Origin of the sequence: Rossellomorea sp. GCM10028870, assembly GCF_042666755.1 — a bacterium.
In the GTDB taxonomy this organism is placed as follows: Bacteria; Bacillota; Bacilli; order Bacillales; family Bacillaceae_B; genus Rossellomorea.
On record NZ_JBHTGN010000002.1, the window covers coordinates 441676 to 458863 of the forward strand.

At 44.0% G+C, this 17188-nt stretch carries 19 protein-coding genes; 5 read left to right on the forward strand and 14 right to left on the reverse strand.

Translation table 11 applies throughout. From position 1 onward, the window contains the following. The first annotated feature begins 60 nt into the window (after window positions 1–60). Window positions 61–465, forward strand: coding sequence for a hypothetical protein (locus ACFQWC_RS13020; RefSeq protein WP_377107754.1), 405 nt, complete (start codon window positions 61–63; stop codon window positions 463–465). On the opposite strand, the gene ACFQWC_RS13025 is transcribed toward ACFQWC_RS13020, so the two are convergent. The 3 genes from ACFQWC_RS13025 to ACFQWC_RS13035 all read right to left on the reverse strand — a co-directional run bounded on the left by ACFQWC_RS13025 (window position 462) and on the right by ACFQWC_RS13035 (window position 3745). Continuing rightward, window positions 462–1727, reverse strand: a complete 1266-nt coding sequence (locus ACFQWC_RS13025) for a S1C family serine protease (RefSeq protein WP_377107756.1) — start codon at window positions 1725–1727, stop codon at window positions 462–464. The two genes, ACFQWC_RS13020 and ACFQWC_RS13025, sit on opposite strands and share 4 nt — an antisense overlap. Window positions 1728–2057: 330 nt before the next feature. Beyond that, complete coding sequence (locus ACFQWC_RS13030; protein WP_377107758.1) at window positions 2058–2960, reverse strand: DMT family transporter; 903 nt, start codon at window positions 2958–2960, stop codon at window positions 2058–2060. Window positions 2961–3052: 92 nt separating this feature from the next. Continuing rightward, window positions 3053–3745 carry a helix-turn-helix transcriptional regulator gene (locus ACFQWC_RS13035; RefSeq protein WP_377107760.1) on the reverse strand — a complete coding sequence of 231 codons (693 nt, stop codon included), beginning with the start codon at window positions 3743–3745 and terminating at the stop codon, window positions 3053–3055. A gap of 216 nt (window positions 3746–3961) precedes the next feature. On the opposite strand from ACFQWC_RS13035, the gene ACFQWC_RS13040 reads away from it, so the two are divergent. Then, window positions 3962–4561, forward strand: a complete 600-nt coding sequence (locus tag ACFQWC_RS13040; protein ID WP_377107762.1) for a lysozyme inhibitor LprI family protein — start codon at window positions 3962–3964, stop codon at window positions 4559–4561. A 60-nt stretch (window positions 4562–4621) separates the two neighbouring features. Here ACFQWC_RS13040 and ACFQWC_RS13045 read toward each other — a convergent pair whose 3' ends face one another. From ACFQWC_RS13045 to ACFQWC_RS13055, 3 genes are all read right to left on the reverse strand, one after another. Then, window positions 4622–5149: a P-loop nucleotide/nucleoside kinase family protein gene (locus ACFQWC_RS13045; RefSeq protein WP_299742416.1), complete on the reverse strand. Its 528-nt coding sequence runs from the start codon at window positions 5147–5149 to the stop codon at window positions 4622–4624. Between the two features lie 150 nt (window positions 5150–5299). After that, on the reverse strand, window positions 5300–5752 hold the full coding sequence (locus ACFQWC_RS13050; protein WP_377107764.1) for a GNAT family N-acetyltransferase: 453 nt from the start codon (window positions 5750–5752) through the stop codon (window positions 5300–5302). Window positions 5753–5805: 53 nt separating this feature from the next. After that, window positions 5806–6147 (reverse strand): avidin-fold protein, encoded by a 342-nt coding sequence (locus ACFQWC_RS13055; RefSeq protein WP_299742411.1) that lies wholly within the window; start codon window positions 6145–6147, stop codon window positions 5806–5808. A gap of 306 nt (window positions 6148–6453) precedes the next feature. Here ACFQWC_RS13055 and ACFQWC_RS13060 point away from each other — a divergent pair, with 306 nt between their 5' ends. Both ACFQWC_RS13060 and ACFQWC_RS13065 read left to right on the forward strand, forming a co-directional pair. Continuing rightward, on the forward strand, window positions 6454–7551 hold the full coding sequence (locus ACFQWC_RS13060; RefSeq protein WP_377107766.1) for a hypothetical protein: 1098 nt from the start codon (window positions 6454–6456) through the stop codon (window positions 7549–7551). Between the two features lie 457 nt (window positions 7552–8008). Beyond that, window positions 8009–8524 (forward strand): DUF3231 family protein, encoded by a 516-nt coding sequence (locus ACFQWC_RS13065; protein ID WP_299742405.1) that lies wholly within the window; start codon window positions 8009–8011, stop codon window positions 8522–8524. A 62-nt stretch (window positions 8525–8586) separates the two neighbouring features. On the opposite strand, the gene ACFQWC_RS13070 is transcribed toward ACFQWC_RS13065, so the two are convergent. The 5 genes from ACFQWC_RS13070 to ACFQWC_RS13090 form a co-directional block, all read right to left on the reverse strand. After that, window positions 8587–9426 (reverse strand): manganese catalase, encoded by an 840-nt coding sequence (locus ACFQWC_RS13070; protein ID WP_299742402.1) that lies wholly within the window; start codon window positions 9424–9426, stop codon window positions 8587–8589. Between the two features lie 116 nt (window positions 9427–9542). Beyond that, window positions 9543–10676, reverse strand: a complete 1134-nt coding sequence (locus tag ACFQWC_RS13075) for a zinc-dependent alcohol dehydrogenase (protein WP_299742400.1) — start codon at window positions 10674–10676, stop codon at window positions 9543–9545. A gap of 36 nt (window positions 10677–10712) precedes the next feature. Next, the gene (locus tag ACFQWC_RS13080; protein ID WP_341357542.1) at window positions 10713–11336 is read right to left on the reverse strand and encodes a DUF421 domain-containing protein; all 624 of its coding nucleotides are present in this window, start codon (window positions 11334–11336) and stop codon (window positions 10713–10715) included. A gap of 107 nt (window positions 11337–11443) precedes the next feature. Next, window positions 11444–12283, reverse strand: coding sequence for an MBL fold metallo-hydrolase (locus ACFQWC_RS13085; RefSeq protein ID WP_377107769.1), 840 nt, complete (start codon window positions 12281–12283; stop codon window positions 11444–11446). After that, window positions 12280–13527 carry an MFS transporter gene (locus ACFQWC_RS13090; RefSeq protein WP_377107771.1) on the reverse strand — a complete coding sequence of 416 codons (1248 nt, stop codon included), beginning with the start codon at window positions 13525–13527 and terminating at the stop codon, window positions 12280–12282. Before ACFQWC_RS13090 ends, ACFQWC_RS13085 begins: the two co-directional genes overlap by 4 nt. 315 nt (window positions 13528–13842) lie before the next feature. Here ACFQWC_RS13090 and ACFQWC_RS13095 point away from each other — a divergent pair, with 315 nt between their 5' ends. Continuing rightward, window positions 13843–15387 (forward strand): metal ABC transporter solute-binding protein, Zn/Mn family, encoded by a 1545-nt coding sequence (locus tag ACFQWC_RS13095; protein WP_377107773.1) that lies wholly within the window; start codon window positions 13843–13845, stop codon window positions 15385–15387. An 83-nt stretch (window positions 15388–15470) separates the two neighbouring features. Here the strand turns inward: ACFQWC_RS13095 and ACFQWC_RS13100 are convergent, their stop codons facing one another. From ACFQWC_RS13100 to ACFQWC_RS13110, 3 genes are all read right to left on the reverse strand, one after another. Beyond that, entirely contained in the window at window positions 15471–15932 is a 462-nt protein-coding gene (locus ACFQWC_RS13100; protein ID WP_377107775.1) for a hypothetical protein, read from the reverse strand. A gap of 30 nt (window positions 15933–15962) precedes the next feature. Next, the gene (locus tag ACFQWC_RS13105) at window positions 15963–16358 is read right to left on the reverse strand and encodes a CBO0543 family protein (RefSeq protein ID WP_299742383.1); all 396 of its coding nucleotides are present in this window, start codon (window positions 16356–16358) and stop codon (window positions 15963–15965) included. A gap of 212 nt (window positions 16359–16570) precedes the next feature. Beyond that, window positions 16571–17176: a GNAT family N-acetyltransferase gene (locus ACFQWC_RS13110; protein WP_299742380.1), complete on the reverse strand. Its 606-nt coding sequence runs from the start codon at window positions 17174–17176 to the stop codon at window positions 16571–16573. Between the last annotated feature and the right edge of the window lie 12 nt (window positions 17177–17188).

The window sequence follows — 17188 nt, forward strand, 5'->3', positions numbered from 1 at the left end:
CTCCTTTATCTTCAATTGTTTGTATTTGGTTCAGTTGTTGTTTCTGGTGCCCGGTTTCTGGTGCCTGGTACAATTTGGACGGTTTGTACCTGGTACAAATTACCCGGTCTGTGCCTGGTACAAATCAACCCATTTGTGCCTGGTACAAATCAACCGATCTGTACCTGGTACAATTCACTCCATCTGTACCTGGTACAAATCAACCCATTTGTGCCTGGTACAATTCACTCCATCTGTGCCTGGTACAAATCAACCCATCTGTACCTGGTACAAATCAACCCATCTGTGCCTGGTACAATTCACTCCATCTGTGCCTGGTACAATTCACTCCATCTGTGCCTGGTACAAATCAACCCATCTGTGCCTGGTACAATTTACTCCATCTGTACCTGGTACAAATCACTCCATCTGTGCCTGGCACCATCCACTCCATCTGTACCAGGCACCACACACCCTATCGATTAATTAACCATCGCATTACTAGTCAAAGTTAAACTGATCGCTATTTCTTCTCCACCTCGGAAAATGGTCAAATCAATCTGATCTCCCACCTTCAGGTCAGCGTACAACTGCCTTCTCAAATCGGCCACATCCGCTACTGCTTTTCCATTCAGCTCCGTAATGACATCGCCCTCTTTGATCCCGGCTTCTGCTGCCGCTGATGTGTCATCAATATTGGCGACAATCACACCCGACTCCACTTCCTTAGGCAAATTCCCCAAGTAGTTGCGTGGAACATCAGAAAGATTCGTCATTCCAATTCCAATATACGGGCGTTCCACTTTCCCCGTTTTGATGATTTCACTTACGACCGGCAGGAAATCCTTACTTGGAATGGCAAACCCAAGGCCTTCCACACCGGAGTTCGAGATCTTCGCACTGTTGATCCCGATCAATTCACCTTTTGAATTCAGAAGTGCCCCTCCGCTGTTACCCGGATTGATCGCCGCGTCTGTTTGAATGACATTCAATTCAGATTCACCTTTAGATGTCTGTACTGGAATCGTACGATCAACGGCACTGACAATTCCTTGTGTCACCGTCCTTGATAAATCGAGTCCGAGAGGGTTCCCGATCGCGATCACCTGTTCACCGGCGCGCAATGCACTGGAATCTCCCACTTCCAACAGGTTGTCTGCATATTTCCCATCGATCTTCAATACGGCAAGGTCCGTCAGTGGATCTGCCCCAATTAGCTCCGCATCGGTCTTCTGGCCATCATAGAGAGACACTTCAATCTTGGATGCCCCTTCAATGACATGGTTGTTTGTGATGATATACGCACTGTCCCCCTCTTTCTTGAAGAGAACGCCTGAACCTGTCCCTGCTTGAGCTTCTTGAGATGCACCCATGCCATTCTGCTGTTGATAATTGACGATTCCGACAATCGATTCAGAGGCATCTTCCACAATATTCGCCACATCGCCGCTACCCGTTGATACCGTTGTAGGATTGATCTCCGAATCACCCGAAGACTCCACCTTGCCGTTGTCCCCTGCCGATTGTTCGATGCCCGGCTGAGCCAGGTTCTGATAATAGTCGGTTTGAGGTAATACCGTCAGTGTCAGGACCGAACCGATGATCCCGGCACCTACCGTGTTTAGAAACCCCCGCCCTTTAAAAGGCTTCTTCGGCTTCGGGCTTCGTTGCATTTCTTCTTTCTTCACGGATTCCATATTGTCTGATTCTATATGTTTCATTTCTTCATTTTGATTATGTTCTAACATTTTATTTCCTCCTCGATTGATTTTGCTCGGTTGAACTTTGCTGTTGATTTCATCTTAGAGGGTAAATGTTACGAAACTATTAACAATCTATGTACAGCGTGGGAAGTTTTTTATATTCAAGGAGTGCTTTAATAAAACAAAAAGGCCTGCCCCGGCACGTTCAACCTTCAACGTACCGCGGGTCAGGCCCCACTATGCGATTAAAGCCACTCTTCTAAAATAGATGTCACTTCAAAGTATCATCAACCGGTAGAGATCAACGCTAAAACTCTCAATCAAGAATCCATCTATAGTAAACGATCATTTAAACGCATACTCTATAATCGGCAACTACACCTGTCTCCATTTTTCATTAATTCCCCCACCTTCTTTTCCAACACCGGAACCCTTAGACGACCATACAAGGATTCCGATTCCCAGCATCAACAGCATAACCCCCATCCAAGAAACGACACTCAAGTATTCACCCACGATGAAAACTCCCAAAAGCGCTGCCGTCAGCGGCTCCGCCAACGCAAGGGAAACGGCGGCTGAAGAAGAAACATGGATAAGCCCTCTGGCAAACAATAAGTAGGCGATCCCGGTTGCCATGATCCCAAGATGAAGGCTTACCCCTGCACCTCGAATACTCCAAATCCAAGACATATCATACAGGAGTAAAAAAGGGGATAAACAAACAGCACTCGATGTAAATACAACGGCAACCACTGATAATGCCGAGCGGTTTTCAACCAGCTCCCGGCTGACAAGTGTGTAAATGGCAAAAGATAGCCCGGCTCCCAGAGCCATGATTAGTCCCATGGAATCGACATGTACGGACTCGTTATTGATAAAAAGCAGCAGGCACCCTAAGATGGATAGGAATGTGGAACACCACCAAATGGAATCCGGACGTTTTTTTAAAACGAGCCATTCAATGACCCCCGATAAGATAGGTGTGCTCCCAATGGCTACAACCGTTCCGATTGCCACCCCGGTCCGGGTGACGGCCGTGAAAAACAGCGGCTGATAGAATGCCATACTCAGAGAAGCCAACGCCACTCGCTTTACCGGCCAATTGGTCACGTTCAACTTGCCAGTCGCAAGGACAATTCCCATCAAAAACAGCCCCCCGACTGCTAAGCGGGCAGCACCGATGGCGATCGGATGTGCCGACTCCGATGCGAATGCCTGGGTTGTACCCGTGGTTCCCCAGAGGATGCCGGCAATTAAGATTAATAAAGGACCCTTCATTCTGCTCACCTCAATAAAAAAAGATAAAAGGAGTATCTAAACTTAGGATAGAGAATCCACTAAGAAATCTCTTTACCAAGTTTGATATCCTTTTATCCCTTTTTAAGGATTCTATATTGCTGCGGGGATATCCCCCTATGTCTTACAAACCATCTCGTGAAGGAAGAAGAATTCTCAAAGCCCAACTCCTCACTGATCCGGGACATTGACCATTCTGTTGATAGCAGCAGATGATCAGCTTCTTTCAAACGTAGTTCCGATATATACGCTTTCGGGCTCTTACCATGTTTTTTCTTGAACCACGCCGAATAATAGGACGGATGGTAATGTTCCAATTCCGCCAATGTCTCTAACCTGATCGGCTCCATGAAATGTCTATGAATATAGTCAATTGAAGGGGAAGAAGATTGTTGAAGCTTGGTCGTCACATACCTGGCCAAGCTTATCAACGACATCCTATTTTCCGGGTTCCCCGCTTCCTCCAACAGTAAATACCGGATAGAAACCCACTGCTCATCAAGCTGCATATACATGCTTCCTGTATCCCCCGGTAAATAGTTCAGGGGGATATCCAGAATCAAAAACTCATTCCGGTCCATCGACCTGTATTGATGATCAAACATTGGAGGCAGATAAAAACAATGGTCCGGATCAAGATGAAGTTCTTGCCACTTCGTTTGGATATCCAGGGAACCTTGTAAAGGAAAAAGAAACTGACCAAACTCATGCTGATGAGAATGAAACTCTTTTGAATAGGACCTTTTCTCACAAACTACACGTTCCATCACACTCTACCTCCTTCCGGGCAATGGGGACAGGTACCGCGGTTCCTGAAACAGCCTTCTTGCGAAAATTGTATCACAAATGTTTTAAGAAGGGGTTAATGAAAGAGGAACCATGGAGGCAACGAATAAGCGGACCCTAACAGGTTAATAGGATATTTCAAATATGTTAAAATAAACCAAATAATCTATTTTCAATAAGGAATTGGAGCTGTAAAAATGAAGAACCCAAAAATGTTTACCGTGGCAGCCTTATTAACTATGTTATTCGTCTTCATGTCTGCATGTAGCGATTCACCTGAAGAGGATACTTCTAATCAGTCTGGATCTGATACGATACCAGCAAGTACAGATGATTCTTCTTCAGAAAGCACAATGGAAGCCGATAACAACGAGGAGAATCAATCGGAAGAATCATTAATGGAAGATCATACTCCCAAAACAAAAATAGAGGGAAGAACAGAATTTCTGAACAAACTGGACAACATCCAAAAAGAACTTGATGCCATGCCAGATAAGAAGGATTCAGATAAAGGTGTCACAAACGCGATGAAAAACTATTATGGAGTATCCTACGAAAAGTTTGATGATGCATTGAATGAGATATACACCCTGCTGAAAAAAGAGCTGTCTCCAGAGGTCATGAAGGAATTACAAGCGGAACAGTTAAGATGGATCGAACAGAAAGAAACGAAAGCCGAGAAAGAAAGACTGAAGTATGAAGGCGGGACGTTTGAAAATGTGGCGTGGTACATCTCTTTATATGAGTCGACGAAGGATAGATGTTATGAGTTGGTGAATGAGTATATGACCGACTAGAAACACGGAACCATGGGGACTGATACCTTGTCCCCTCTCCCTGGCCAGTTAAAAGTAACTCTAATTCCCAACCACAATCTCCCCTTCCCCCTCAGGAATTTCAAAACCATTCAAATAGGAAGTCAACAGTCCTTCCGAAATCGGGAACGCATTCGCATCAAAGCGCTTGTTCCGTATTGTAAGCCTTTCAAGTAAATCATCAGGATGGACCTTTAAATAAATCAGTTTCCATTTCCCACCTGACTTTTCTATTAATTGTTTGTATCGATCCCTTCTTCCACGGTCCCAAAAACTGAAGTCGATGACCACCTGTTGTTTATCGTGAATGAGCTTTACTAATTCATTGCGCAATTTACTTTCTGCCACTTTCTTGTATTCCTCCATCTTTTCCATAGGGAAATCAATCCCATAACGACCATGAGTCGCCCATATTTCTTCATCAATTGAAAGACGCACAAAGCCGTTCTTCTCTAAGTGCTGCGAGAATGTCGTTTTACCGGAGCCAGCCACACCACACATCATTACCACTAGAGGGGTGCGATCATCCCGTTCACGATAAATCGTTTCAAAATGAAAGTTGTTGAACATAGGAACACTCTCCCGATTTTTAAGTGGTAGACCTTTCTTATGCACCTTTCAGTTGAAAATTCAGCTTATCCATAATCGTGCCTATAATCTGTTCCTTATGTTTTTAAGGATTATTTATACCAAAAAGCTGCCTCCGGGTCCGTCCCCATGCTACCCTAAGCTCAAATAATGACTCGACCTCGAATAAAGCTCCCCCTTTGAAAACCCAATCGCCCGATAAAATGCATCCCCCTGTTCTGTGTCTGTATGAAGCACCAATGTATCATAATGGTTTCTTGCTTCGTCTATGATCCTTTGCACCAGCATGTTTCCTACACCACTTCTTCTAAACTCTTTGCTGACATAAAATCTTCTCATCCTGCCAATGCATTCACCAGTTGAAAAAGGATCCTTGTTTAATCCGCCTATAGCAACCAGGATGCCATTTTCATTAAACACGCCGAATATACCTTCTCCTGCACGGTTGAACGTGTTATTTCCATTTCTATAATCATTCACTAATCTTTCTACAAAACGAAAACCCTCTTCTTTGCTATGCGCTGCTAAATGAGCTAAATCAACATCTAACAGATTGTTAATAAGCTTTAGCTCATATGTCCCCATCTCCCTCACCTCGACCCATGATTTGAAAAAACGCTGAATTCAACTACTACTAATTATATGACTTCCTCAACGATCGATTCCCCTTCACTTTGGTCACGATCCATCCATCTCCAGCTTTCATGCAGTCTTATTCGGCCATCCGGTAGAATTTCAGGAACAGAAGTACATTGACCTCCCCTTATATCATTATGAACGTTTACATGGTTGTATCTAAACGTTAAGCCACCATCCTCTTTCACGATGCCAATCAGGGTTCCTTTCATAATGTCTCCGCCACTATATGTTGCTGAAAGGATATCTCCATCTTGCTTATATTCAAAAACTGTTTTTGAAGAAACTTCACCGTTCGTCGTATTTTCAATGGATACAAACGTGCGTCCATCGTAATTGATCATTGATAGTCCCCCTTAATTTCTCATTTTCAAAGCCCTATGGTTCTGGTACGACCTCTTCTCTCAAAAGCGCTTGCGATAAATGGAGCCATGGGGTTTGTCCATTTGGCCCCCTCTGCTTTAATTGTACCAAATATTCCCTTGTTTACTATCAGAATATTTTTTATAAAAGCCTTGTTCTCAGCGTTTCCTCATAAGCTTTAACGTTTGGATTAAGAGTTTCTATCAATTTGTTTACATAGGTTTCATGTAGAGGAAAATGTGTTAAAGTCCTCCATATTCTTCTATATAAAAAGGATGTGTGAGGCAATGAAAAAAATATTGCTGCTAGTTGCAGCAGGAGTACTAATACTGGGAGCCTGCGCCGATCCTTCGGCCACAGAGGAAAGTGAGAAGAAAGCGCCGACTTCCGAACGGGACGAATCAAACACGGAAAAAACGGAAAACGAAGAACCGAAGGAGACCGAACAGCCCTTCAAACCGTTGGAACCGTCTGAAAATGCTGTGTCTTTGAAGGAAAGCTTATCAGATATGGAACAGCAGGAAATTCCTGATATGCAAGCGGCGCTGGGTGGAAATCCCGAGCGTTCGGTCCCTGCGGGTGAAACGCTGGCAAAAGGGGTGAAAGATCCATCCGATGGACCATTAAAGGATCATCGATTGGTTGCCTATTATGGAACGCCAGATTCTGAAAATATGGGGATTCTGGGCGAGTTGGAGCCTGAGGAGTACATGAAGAAGCTAAAGGAACAGACGCAGGCCTATTCCGACGCTGATCCCGACCGTCCGGCGGTCCCGACGATTGAGCTGATTACGACGATGGCCCAGAGTGAGCCGGGTCCTGATGGAGACTATGTGCGAATGACATCCGAAGAAAATATTGAAAGGTATGTGGAGCTTGCCGAGAAGCATGACGCACTGGTACTGCTCGATGTTCAGCTCGGAACGGACACCGTTATGGAGCAGGTGAAAATGATCGATAAGTGGCTCAAGCACCCGCATGTTCACCTGGCGATCGATACGGAATTCCACGTAGCCGAAGGGGAGAAACCCGGAGAGGATCTAGGGCAAGTGGATGGAAAGGAAATCCAGAAGGCAGTCGAGTATGTATCGGAACTTACGGAAAAGAACGACCTCCCGGATAAATTCGTACTCGTCCACCAATTCACCGGTGACGTACTGACAAATAAAGAGGTGATCCAACCGACAGACAACGTCGAAGTCGCCATAAACTTTGACGGCTGGGGAGCATCCGCGGACAAGCAGGCCCTGTACGGGAAATACATACGTGATGAACCGAAACAGTATGGGGCATTCAAGATCTTTTATGATAAGGATGTGCCGGTTTTGGAGCCGGAAGATGTGTTGAAGATGGAACCCAGCCCTGCGATTATTAACTATCAATAATCTTATAAAACACAGGGACGGCTCTCTTGCTCGGAGGCGTAAGAGCCGTCCCCGTGATACCCTTAGGCAATAGCAAAGCAGATGCAACCTTTATATTTTTCCTGATTCAAGTCTTGAGTTTACTAATTGGCTCTAATAATAGTAGAGAGTTCGCCCATCAAGTGATTATCCTTTAAGAATCGATCCCGATTGGCCTACTTTCGACCCGGATCAGAAATAATTAATCCCATTTAGAATTTATTAAACCTGAATTTGAATTATTGGTCCATTTTTCAATTAATTGAGCATTCGTATCGAATACCCAGACTTGGTGGTCATAAGCCAAACCCACACCAAATGTTTACATATACAATAAATGTAAAAAACAAATACATACTTCCAAGTGCTTAGTGGAAAAATACTTTTGTGCTTAAACATTCACTTTGAAAGGTGGCACATTATGATAAGGAGGATGATTATGGGTATTTTAAGTGGAAATCCACAAGAAGAGCCATTGCATTATGGTGAAGTATTTGGAACTTGGAACTATCTGTTGACGGCTAAAGCCACTGTGGCAGGATATCAGATGCAGCTTAACCATGCCGGAGATGATGATCTTAAGAAATTACTGAAGGACAGCATCGAGGGTGGGCAAGAAGAAATCAAGCAAGTAGAAAAACTTCTGAAGGAAAATGGGATTGGGTTGCCTCCAACACCTCCAGAACCTCCGCATGCCTGCCTGGATGATATTCCGACTGGTGCCCGCATGCCGGATCCTGCCGTTGCAGCGGGGTTATCAGCTAATATCGCTTCAGGCCTAGTTGCATGCAGCACAATCATGGGACAAAGCATACGTGAAGATGTGGCGATGATGTTCGGCCAATTTCATATACAAAAAGCCCTAATGGGTGCTAAAGTACTTAAGTTAAACAAAGAAAAGGGATGGTTGATCCCTCCACCCCTTCACAAAAACAAAAATGAACATTGTGAGTAATCACTGAATTGGAAAGATTCTCATGTTGCTGTGACATTCCAGTATCTTGAGAATCTTTTTAGTTATTTCATCATTGGAGGCATCGGAACGGTATCATGTACATATTTAGGAGCTGGAGCCAGCTTGGGTTTCGATCCGAATGGACCAGGCTCACTGATATATTGAAAATTCGCTTTCCCATCCATGCTCGGGCCGCTCGCCCATCGTCCTTCGGCACTCGCTTCTCCTCTGGATAGATTATAAAGATCATAGGAAACAGCCTGCTTCTCAAGCTCCCTCGGGAACGTCGTCGGTACGACAATATCCCCTTCACGCTCTTCAAGTTCTGCGATGGCTGCCGCCCATTGATTCTGATGAGCAGTGTCACGGGCAATCAGGAAGGAAAGCGTATCACGGACACCCGGATCATCACTCAGTTCATACAGTCTCACTGCCTGTAACCGGCCCATTGATTCTGCCGTTAAGTTGGCACGGAAATCGGCCAGGAGGTTCCCGCTGGCGCCGATATAAGAAGCTGTCCACCGATTTCCCACACTGTCCACCGGCATTGCACCCAACCCGCTCACAATCACATGCTGTGGATTCATTCCACCCATCACTGCCCCGAGCACCGGATTACTCTTATACATCGCTTCCTGTTCAGACACGGGGGCACCGTCCAGCAGGCGGGCAATGAGAGTGGCCAATAACTCTACATGGGCCATTTCCTCTGTCCCGATATCCAGGCACAGGTCACGGAACTTCTTGTCCGCCCGACCGTTGAATCCCTGGAATAAATATTGCATCATAACAGAAATTTCTCCATATTGTCCACCTAGAATTTCTTGCAGCTGGTTCGCATAAGCCGGGTTTGGCCGGCTTGGTTTAGCCTCATACTGAAGCTCTTTAATATGATAAAACACAGTCTCATCTCCTCTGTCTATCTCTCTCTTTTACAACACCCTTCCACTTTATGTAAATGCAGGGTGTCCCGTGAACAAAAAGAAGAAGGGACACGAATCCCTCCTCCTTCTTAACGTTAAGGCTTCAAGATGACTTTGATGCAGTCGTCTTCTTTCTCATTAAATAGTTGATACCCTTTTGCCGCTTCCTCAAGCTTAAGTATATGTGTGATGATGGAAGTGGAGTCGATTTCCCCTTTGACGATTTGTTCATAAAGGGGGGCCATATACGCTCTCGCAGGCGCCTGTCCCATCTTCAGGGTAATATTACGGGCAAAGAATGCCCCAAGGGGGAACATGTTGTAAAGCCCGCCATATACCCCGGTCAATTGAACAGTCCCGCACTTCCTGACAGCCTTGGTGGCGATTTGAATTGGACCGATTGTTCCACCCTGAAGCTTCAATTTCTGTTCCATATATTCAAGTGGGGACTTCTTCCCGTCCATGCCGACACAATCGATCACGACATCCGCCCCGCCTTTTGTCAACTCTTTTAACGTTTCCCCCATATCATCGTATTGGGTGAAATCAAAGGTTTCCGTATGGTTCATCTTCTTTGAGTGACGTAAGCGATACTCGAAATAATCGACCGCGATGACCCTCTCTGCACCCTTTTTCCAGGCAAACTGCTGAGCCATCAATCCGACCGGACCACATCCGAGGACAATGACCGTGTCCCCTTTTTTCACACCGGCATTCTCCACACTCCAGTAGGCCGTGGGAAGTACATCAGATAATAAAAGGATCTGTTCATCCTCCAGTTCACAATTCTCCGGTACTAAAAAAGGGGTGTAGTTCCCGAATGGAACTCGTAAGTATTCTGCTTGTCCCCCGGGGTAATTCCCGAATTTCTCCGAGTAACCGAACAATCCCCCAGAGTCATAATGGGGATTGGAATGATCGCATTGACTTTCTAAATGGTTATGACAATATTCACAAGTCCCGCAAGCCACCGTGAAAGGGATGATGACGCGATCCCCCTTTTTGACTTTCGTGACATCTTTCCCGACTTCCTCTACGATTCCCATGGGCTCATGCCCAATGACATATCCGATCGGGAGTGGAAAGTTCCCCTGGTACAGATGTAAATCAGATCCACAGATGGCCGTTGATGTGATGTTGACTATGACGTCTTGTGGATCTTGTATCCGCGGGTCCTCTACCTTCTTGACGGCTACGGACTTCTTTCCTTGATATGTGACGGCTTTCATAAACGTCCTCCAATCGAGATTCTATCCATTTCCTTACTACTGAAGATGTTTTGGGGGAGTGTTGACGGAAGAGTTCTGTTTGATCTCTTTAAATATATCTTCCCCTCCCACTTCCTGACTGACTGGCCTCGTCGTGGAAGGTGGGACATCGAGCATATTAATCAGTCTCTGTACTTGTGCCTGAAGTTTTTCAAAATCTTTCATCGTCACCGGCTTTGCCTGGGGCATCAATTCCACTCCGACTTGTCCATTCGGCTCAAGTGTCGCCCATTTCACATCCGAAAGCTTACTGACTCCCTGCTGTCTTAATTTCATTTCAAGTTGATCGACTGTCATTCGTAACTTTTTAAAGTTCTTTTCGTTGATGACGCCATTTTCCATAAGAAGTTTGGATTTCCCGGTGATAAACTGTTCGACACGATCGGATTTCACCTGCAGATATTCCATTACCATGAGGGTAAGGACAAGAGTCAACCCGACACCTATCGTGGTCCAGATATTCTTGCCGGCTACCGGTTGAATGAGTAATGATCCGATTCCGATCATAATGACCGTCTGTGCCAATGTCATCTGGGAAATTGACTTTCTGCCGGCCACCCTTAATAATAAGGTTCCTGCCAGTACGATAAGCACGGCTTTCCAAATCCAATCCAAATCCATTTAACATCTGTCCCTTCTATCGCTAAAAACCCTCTTCAGGTGAAGAGGGAAAAAGGTTTGTGCCTGATTAATTTTCCCTACAGGCATAAAATTATTCGAACCAAAAGTTAATGCCGTTTCCGATTTGCCGGTAAAGCGATCTCATCAAATTGTTCAACCAATTTTCTTAAAGCAGCTTCCAGCTCTTTCCCCGCCATCGCCTCTCCATGTCCGGTGACAGCTACTTTCGGATTCAAATTGGATAATGTTGCGACCGATTCTTTGGCCGCTTTCCAATCCATCGTGAAATACCTCGGCGGACCGCTGATTTCTTTCGTTTGAAGGACAATCCGGTACAGGGATTCCTGCTTCACTGTCACAAAGGCGTCCCCGACGATTAATACACCATCCAACTCCCTATAAAGGGAAATGTGCCCTGGCGTATGACCAGGTGTATGAACCCATTTCCATCCTTGCATAAAGGGGACTTCACCACTTTCAGGAAGAACGTGAAGACGATCGGACACATCGATTCCATGATAGGGATAAAACGGGGACAACTCACTGACCAAACCGCCATCCACAGTAGGATCCCCTTTCGGATAGTTCCGTTCTCCGTTAAGATAAGGGATTTCCCGTTCATGGGCATAAACTGGAACGTCCCATTCCTCTAAGAGCGGCTCCAGGGACCCGACATGGTCAAAATGGCCATGAGTCAACACAATGGCTTGCGGTTTACCCCTATGGCCAAACCGCTCTTCCGCCGCTTCCATGATCTTCTGCTTAGAGTGAGGCATCCCACAATCAATCAACACCCACTCCCTGCTTCCCGGAATTCCGTAGAAACAGACATTCACAATCTGATTGGTCCAATAATAAAGATCTTTACCTACTTCCCTCCCAGTCCCACTTTTCACACTAAAGAAAGGGAGATGTGTGTCAGAAAAATCACTGTCTAATGGTTTCATGTTGACCCTCCTTGATTTGTAGTAGAAGTGGGGGATTTTTCAGATTGAATAAAAAACAGCACACTCAGAAACATCCCGATTCCTAAGATACCTGCGCCGATAAAACTCTCATTCAATAGAGAATTCATCACCAAGGCCATCAGAGGGGGACCGGCAGCCACTCCGATGAACCGGGATGAGCTGTAGAAAGAAGAGATCGTCCCCCGCTCCTCTTTCTCGATGTTTTCGGTAATCAGAGCATCCATTGTAGGCAGCAACGCACCAATCGAGAGACCCATGAAGCTTGAGACAGACAAAAGAAGAATCAATCGCTCGTCGACAAATCCTATCAATGACACACTGACACTGATCAGAATCAAGCTCACCGCCATGATTACCTTCATGACCTTTAGCTCACCTTTGATCTTTCTACCTGTAATAAAAGAAGCGATGCATAGAGTCAGTAAAGGAATGGCCAATACAAACCCTTTTTTCACCCCATACAGTCCATGTGTTTTCTCCAGGGAATCAGATAGGAAAAACAAGACGGCAAACAAGACCAGCATGATATAGATCCCTACGAGAAAAACAGTAAAGATCCATTTCCCTTCCTGTTTAAAAATCTTCTTTGTATTCTTGATGAATGTTTTCAGTGCGACAGGCTTCTCTTTCTTCTTAGGAACTTTAATGAAGAAGATGACGAGTACAATTGAAATAAGACTAAAAACAGAAATAGAGAAAAAAGGAAGATACCATAAATAAGCGGCAAACATCGCCCCCATTATGGGACTTAACACTTTGCCGAATGTGTTGGATGTTTCAATCAATCCAAGACAGGAACTCGTTTTCTTATCATCATCTTTATACAGATCACCCACCAGCGGTAAAATAATCGGAGCCGCACCAGCTGCCCCAATCCCCTGCAGAACACGGCCGATGATGATCCAAGTAAAGGGATCATCCATTTTCCATGAAGCGAACCCAGCAACCAACCCCCCCAATAACGCAATGAGTAAACTGGGGAGGATGACCACCTTCCTTCCGAAGCGATCCGACAGATATCCAGCCACCGGAATCAGAAAGATCGAAGCAATGGAGTAACTTGTAATAATCATACTCGTTTGAAAAGAAGTGATCCCCACCTCTTTTTCAAAAATGGGCAGTACAGGGATCAGCATGGAATTCCCCAAGGTCATCACCAAAGGAATCGAGGCCATACTTACCACGCACCAATTACTGATCTTCTTGTCGTTGCAATTGTTCATTCAATTAATCCACCCTTTAAAGATTGATCTACCATTACCTAAGTATTTGAATTTTCAATGAAAAACATTCGGCGAATATGACGACTCCCTGCAAAAAAATGTTGAAAGTTAGGAGAATTTTCAACAACCATTTTGTCCATCTTTAGGAACTTCGAGACCATTCAGTGGAAAGTTATGGCCCCATAATCGATTATCTGAGCTTACGGAAAAAAGCGATCATTACTATCTACTACCACTAATAAATCGTAACAATTACTATTTACAAATCGTAACGATTACGATATATTATGTTTAGAAATAATAAGGAGGATACATATGAGGAAAAAATGGGTGGCTTTATTTAGTTTATTATTTGTTCTTTCTCTTGCTGGTTGCGGAGAAGGAAATGAGAATAACAGTGCGGAACAGGCAGCGTCTTCAACTGAACCGGTGAAAATTTTCACTACGGTATATCCCCTTCAGTTTTTTGCAGAACGGATTGCTGGTGAAGAAGCTGAAGTTGAATCACTTTTACCTCCCGGATCGGACTCACATACCTATGAGCCCACTTCTAAAGACGTAATGGCCATTGCTGAAGCAGATGCATTCATTATGAATGGCGCGGGGATGGAGGCGTACGCCGAAAAAATCACTGAGGCTGTAGAGGCTGAAGATGTGAAGGTCGTTGAAGCAGCTGAAGGGATTGAGCTCAATGAAGGAGCCCATGACCACGATCATGAAGAGGATCATGACCACGGAGATCATGATCCTCACATATGGCTGGATCCAATCCGCTCCATTGAATTAGCAGAGAACATTAAGAATGTATTAGTAGAATTGAAGCCTGAAGAAGAGAAACTATTTAATGAAAACTTTGAAACACTCAAGGCTGACCTTGAAGCTCTTGATCAGGAGTTTGCCACTGAACTGGAAGCAACACCAGGCAATCACTTTCTCGTCTCTCATGCCGCCTATGGCTATTGGGAAGAAGCGTATGGTGTACATCAGATTGCTGTTTCCGGATTGAGCCCGACACAGGAACCGTCTCAGAAAGAACTCCAGACCATTGTAGAGACAGCTAAAGAATATGGATTAAAGCATGTCTTTTTTGAACAGAACATCACGACGAAAATAGCTGGAGTCGTAAGGGATGAAATAGGTGCAGAAACACTCAGACTTCATAACCTGTCTGTACTGACAGATGAAGATATTGAAAAGGATGAAGACTATTTTACACTGATGAGACATAACCTGACACAGTTGCAGACAGCATTGGAACATGCACCTGCTATTGAACCGGAAGAGCACGACCATGACCATAGCCATAAATTAGATGAAGAAGCGCAGAAGATTTATGATGGTTACTTTGAAGATGAACAAGTGAAAGATCGTGAGCTATCTGACTGGGAAGGTGACTGGCAGTCCGTTTACCCTTATTTACTGGATGGTACCCTCGATGAAGTATTTGCTCACAAAGCCGAAGACGGAGATAAGACTGCCGAAGAGTATAAAAAGTACTATACAATCGGATACAAAACAGGCGTCGAGCGCATCATGATTGATGGGGATACGTTCACCTTCTATGAAGATGGAAAAAAATCGTCTGGACACTATACCTATGACGGGTACGAAATTCTAACCTATGAGAAGGGAAACCGTGGAGTGCGCTATATCTTCAAGCTTGCTGATGAGGAGGAAGGAAAGATGCCAAACTACATCCAATTTAGTGATCACAGCATTGCCCCAACCGATTCACATCACTATCACTTGTATTGGGGAGAAGACCGGGAAGCGTTGCTGGAGGAAGTTATTAACTGGCCAACCTATTATCCTTCTGACTTAAGCGGCGAGGAAATCGCTGATGAAATGATGATGCATTGATTTCCCACCCCTGAGAAAAGTACATTTGAATCTCTATTCTGCTAGGATGATATCCGGTGACCCCATAATTGGGCACCGGATATTTATAATGAGGTAAACCTCAACAAAATGGCCCGAATGATAAACCCTGCCGCCAGTCCCGGAATCAGCGCAAGCATCGGCAGCCAAATCGGACCAAAGTGAACAGAGAAGAAGGGTTTTGGGGAATACATAATTCCAACCGTGACAAAGTAGGCAGCAAAGGCAAATGGAATAAACGATAACGGAGGATTTTCTCCATCTGAAAATTTGTAGGCATCATACATCGCATACATGTAAACACATGGATAAAACATGATCCATTGGTAGTGAATCACTTCTTCAGCTTCCGAAATTCTGCCAAGAAAGCTATACATGATAGACAGATTAAATGTACTCATGCTATTAATGATGAATTCTAATAAAATAAATAAGAATCCTTTTATGACATGACCATTCAACAGCTGCCCAAAGCCCGGAAATGCTATGCTCCATAACACCACTTCTAGTTTTTGAGTCTTTTTCATATGACCAAACCTTTAGTTGACGTTTTAATATTAAGTACTCTTAGGTTGATCCAATCTTTTAACTACGGATACAAGCCCTCTGATGATAAATAATGTGAAACTTACAGAACCAAAGGTATGAAATGGCGACCACTTTTTCCATTGGATTAACTTTGTGTATTTCACAAGAAACCATTGAGTTATACTCATAGGAACACTCCAAGTCAAACTTTTCCAAAGGATCTTCCATAACCCGTCATTATACGTTTGTCTAACCCAGATCACACTCAACAATGGAAAAAACAACATATCAAAAACAATGTTGGTCTTAAACACTCCTGGAAAAGGACGAATTGGATAGGCAACACGTTTCTCCGACACAACATATGTATCAACTAGAGTGGACAGAACTCCCTTTGAAAAGAAAACAATTAAGTTTTGCTTCATACTAGCCCCCCTGAATAAGAATGGGAAGCAAATCAGGCATAAGGAAATGAGTACGCTTAACATTTTTTTCTCCACAACATGATCCTCCGTTTAAAGGTTTTGTTACTAGTATGATGTTAAGCCGGACCCGTTATGCTATATCTTTTCTTCTAGATTATTGGAGCTCACTATACTAACCTGTTTTTCCAAAAATCAGTCATTCCATAAGCTCTTTAGTCCCCCACTTCTTTCACTTTCACAAGCTTCATATAGACAAGATCATTAACACCACTTTTTTCACTGTGCTTTTGAGGTATACGCATGAACTCTGCAAAACCCAGTTTTTCATAAAGGTGGATGGCACTTATGTTGGTATCTGCTACCTCTAAGACATATTCGTCGTATGAAGTTGAATGTATGATCGATTTTAGCAGTTCAATTGCCACACCTTTTCCTCTATACTTTACCGACGTTGCCACAAACTCTATTGCACCCATCTTTTCAGAAATTTGAAAAGGATATTGCTCTTTCTCAAATTCTTTTTTGAGAATGACATAAGCAATACTCCCCATGAATAAGCCGAGGTGCTTTCTAAATTCACTATATTTCAGTCTTACAGAAGGTATATTGCTTGTAGTGCAAGCCGCTATAGCCGCAATACGATCGTCAACTACTGCCGTATAAAAGACCTCTTCATTAAACATATGGGCAAATGTCTTGTAAAGTTTAGCCTTATCCTTTGAAAAATAATTCAGCCATTGATAGAAGCCGTCTACAAAGATTGTACTCATCTCATTTCTTCTATTACTTTCTGATTCACTAGCACGAATAATTTTCATAGGTTATCCCTC

Excerpts from the sequence above, each read along its gene's own strand:
- ACFQWC_RS13025 (WP_377107756.1), bottom strand. The coding sequence starts at position 1,727 with ATGTTAGAACATAATCAAAATGAAGAAATGAAACATATAGAATCAGAC.
- ACFQWC_RS13030 (WP_377107758.1), bottom strand. The coding sequence starts at position 2,960 with ATGAAGGGTCCTTTATTAATCTTAATTGCCGGCATCCTCTGGGGAACC.
- ACFQWC_RS13035 (WP_377107760.1), bottom strand. The coding sequence starts at position 3,745 with ATGGAACGTGTAGTTTGTGAGAAAAGGTCCTATTCAAAAGAGTTTCAT.
- ACFQWC_RS13040 (WP_377107762.1), top strand. The coding sequence starts at position 3,962 with ATGAAGAACCCAAAAATGTTTACCGTGGCAGCCTTATTAACTATGTTA.
- ACFQWC_RS13045 (WP_299742416.1), bottom strand. The coding sequence starts at position 5,149 with ATGTTCAACAACTTTCATTTTGAAACGATTTATCGTGAACGGGATGAT.
- ACFQWC_RS13050 (WP_377107764.1), bottom strand. The coding sequence starts at position 5,752 with ATGGGGACATATGAGCTAAAGCTTATTAACAATCTGTTAGATGTTGAT.
- ACFQWC_RS13055 (WP_299742411.1), bottom strand. The coding sequence starts at position 6,147 with ATGATCAATTACGATGGACGCACGTTTGTATCCATTGAAAATACGACG.
- ACFQWC_RS13060 (WP_377107766.1), top strand. The coding sequence starts at position 6,454 with ATGAAAAAAATATTGCTGCTAGTTGCAGCAGGAGTACTAATACTGGGA.
- ACFQWC_RS13065 (WP_299742405.1), top strand. The coding sequence starts at position 8,009 with ATGGGTATTTTAAGTGGAAATCCACAAGAAGAGCCATTGCATTATGGT.
- ACFQWC_RS13075 (WP_299742400.1), bottom strand. The coding sequence starts at position 10,676 with ATGAAAGCCGTCACATATCAAGGAAAGAAGTCCGTAGCCGTCAAGAAG.
- ACFQWC_RS13080 (WP_341357542.1), bottom strand. The coding sequence starts at position 11,336 with ATGGATTTGGATTGGATTTGGAAAGCCGTGCTTATCGTACTGGCAGGA.
- ACFQWC_RS13085 (WP_377107769.1), bottom strand. The coding sequence starts at position 12,283 with ATGAAACCATTAGACAGTGATTTTTCTGACACACATCTCCCTTTCTTT.
- ACFQWC_RS13090 (WP_377107771.1), bottom strand. The coding sequence starts at position 13,527 with ATGAACAATTGCAACGACAAGAAGATCAGTAATTGGTGCGTGGTAAGT.
- ACFQWC_RS13095 (WP_377107773.1), top strand. The coding sequence starts at position 13,843 with ATGAGGAAAAAATGGGTGGCTTTATTTAGTTTATTATTTGTTCTTTCT.
- ACFQWC_RS13100 (WP_377107775.1), bottom strand. The coding sequence starts at position 15,932 with ATGAAAAAGACTCAAAAACTAGAAGTGGTGTTATGGAGCATAGCATTT.
- ACFQWC_RS13105 (WP_299742383.1), bottom strand. The coding sequence starts at position 16,358 with ATGAAGCAAAACTTAATTGTTTTCTTTTCAAAGGGAGTTCTGTCCACT.
- ACFQWC_RS13110 (WP_299742380.1), bottom strand. The coding sequence starts at position 17,176 with ATGAAAATTATTCGTGCTAGTGAATCAGAAAGTAATAGAAGAAATGAG.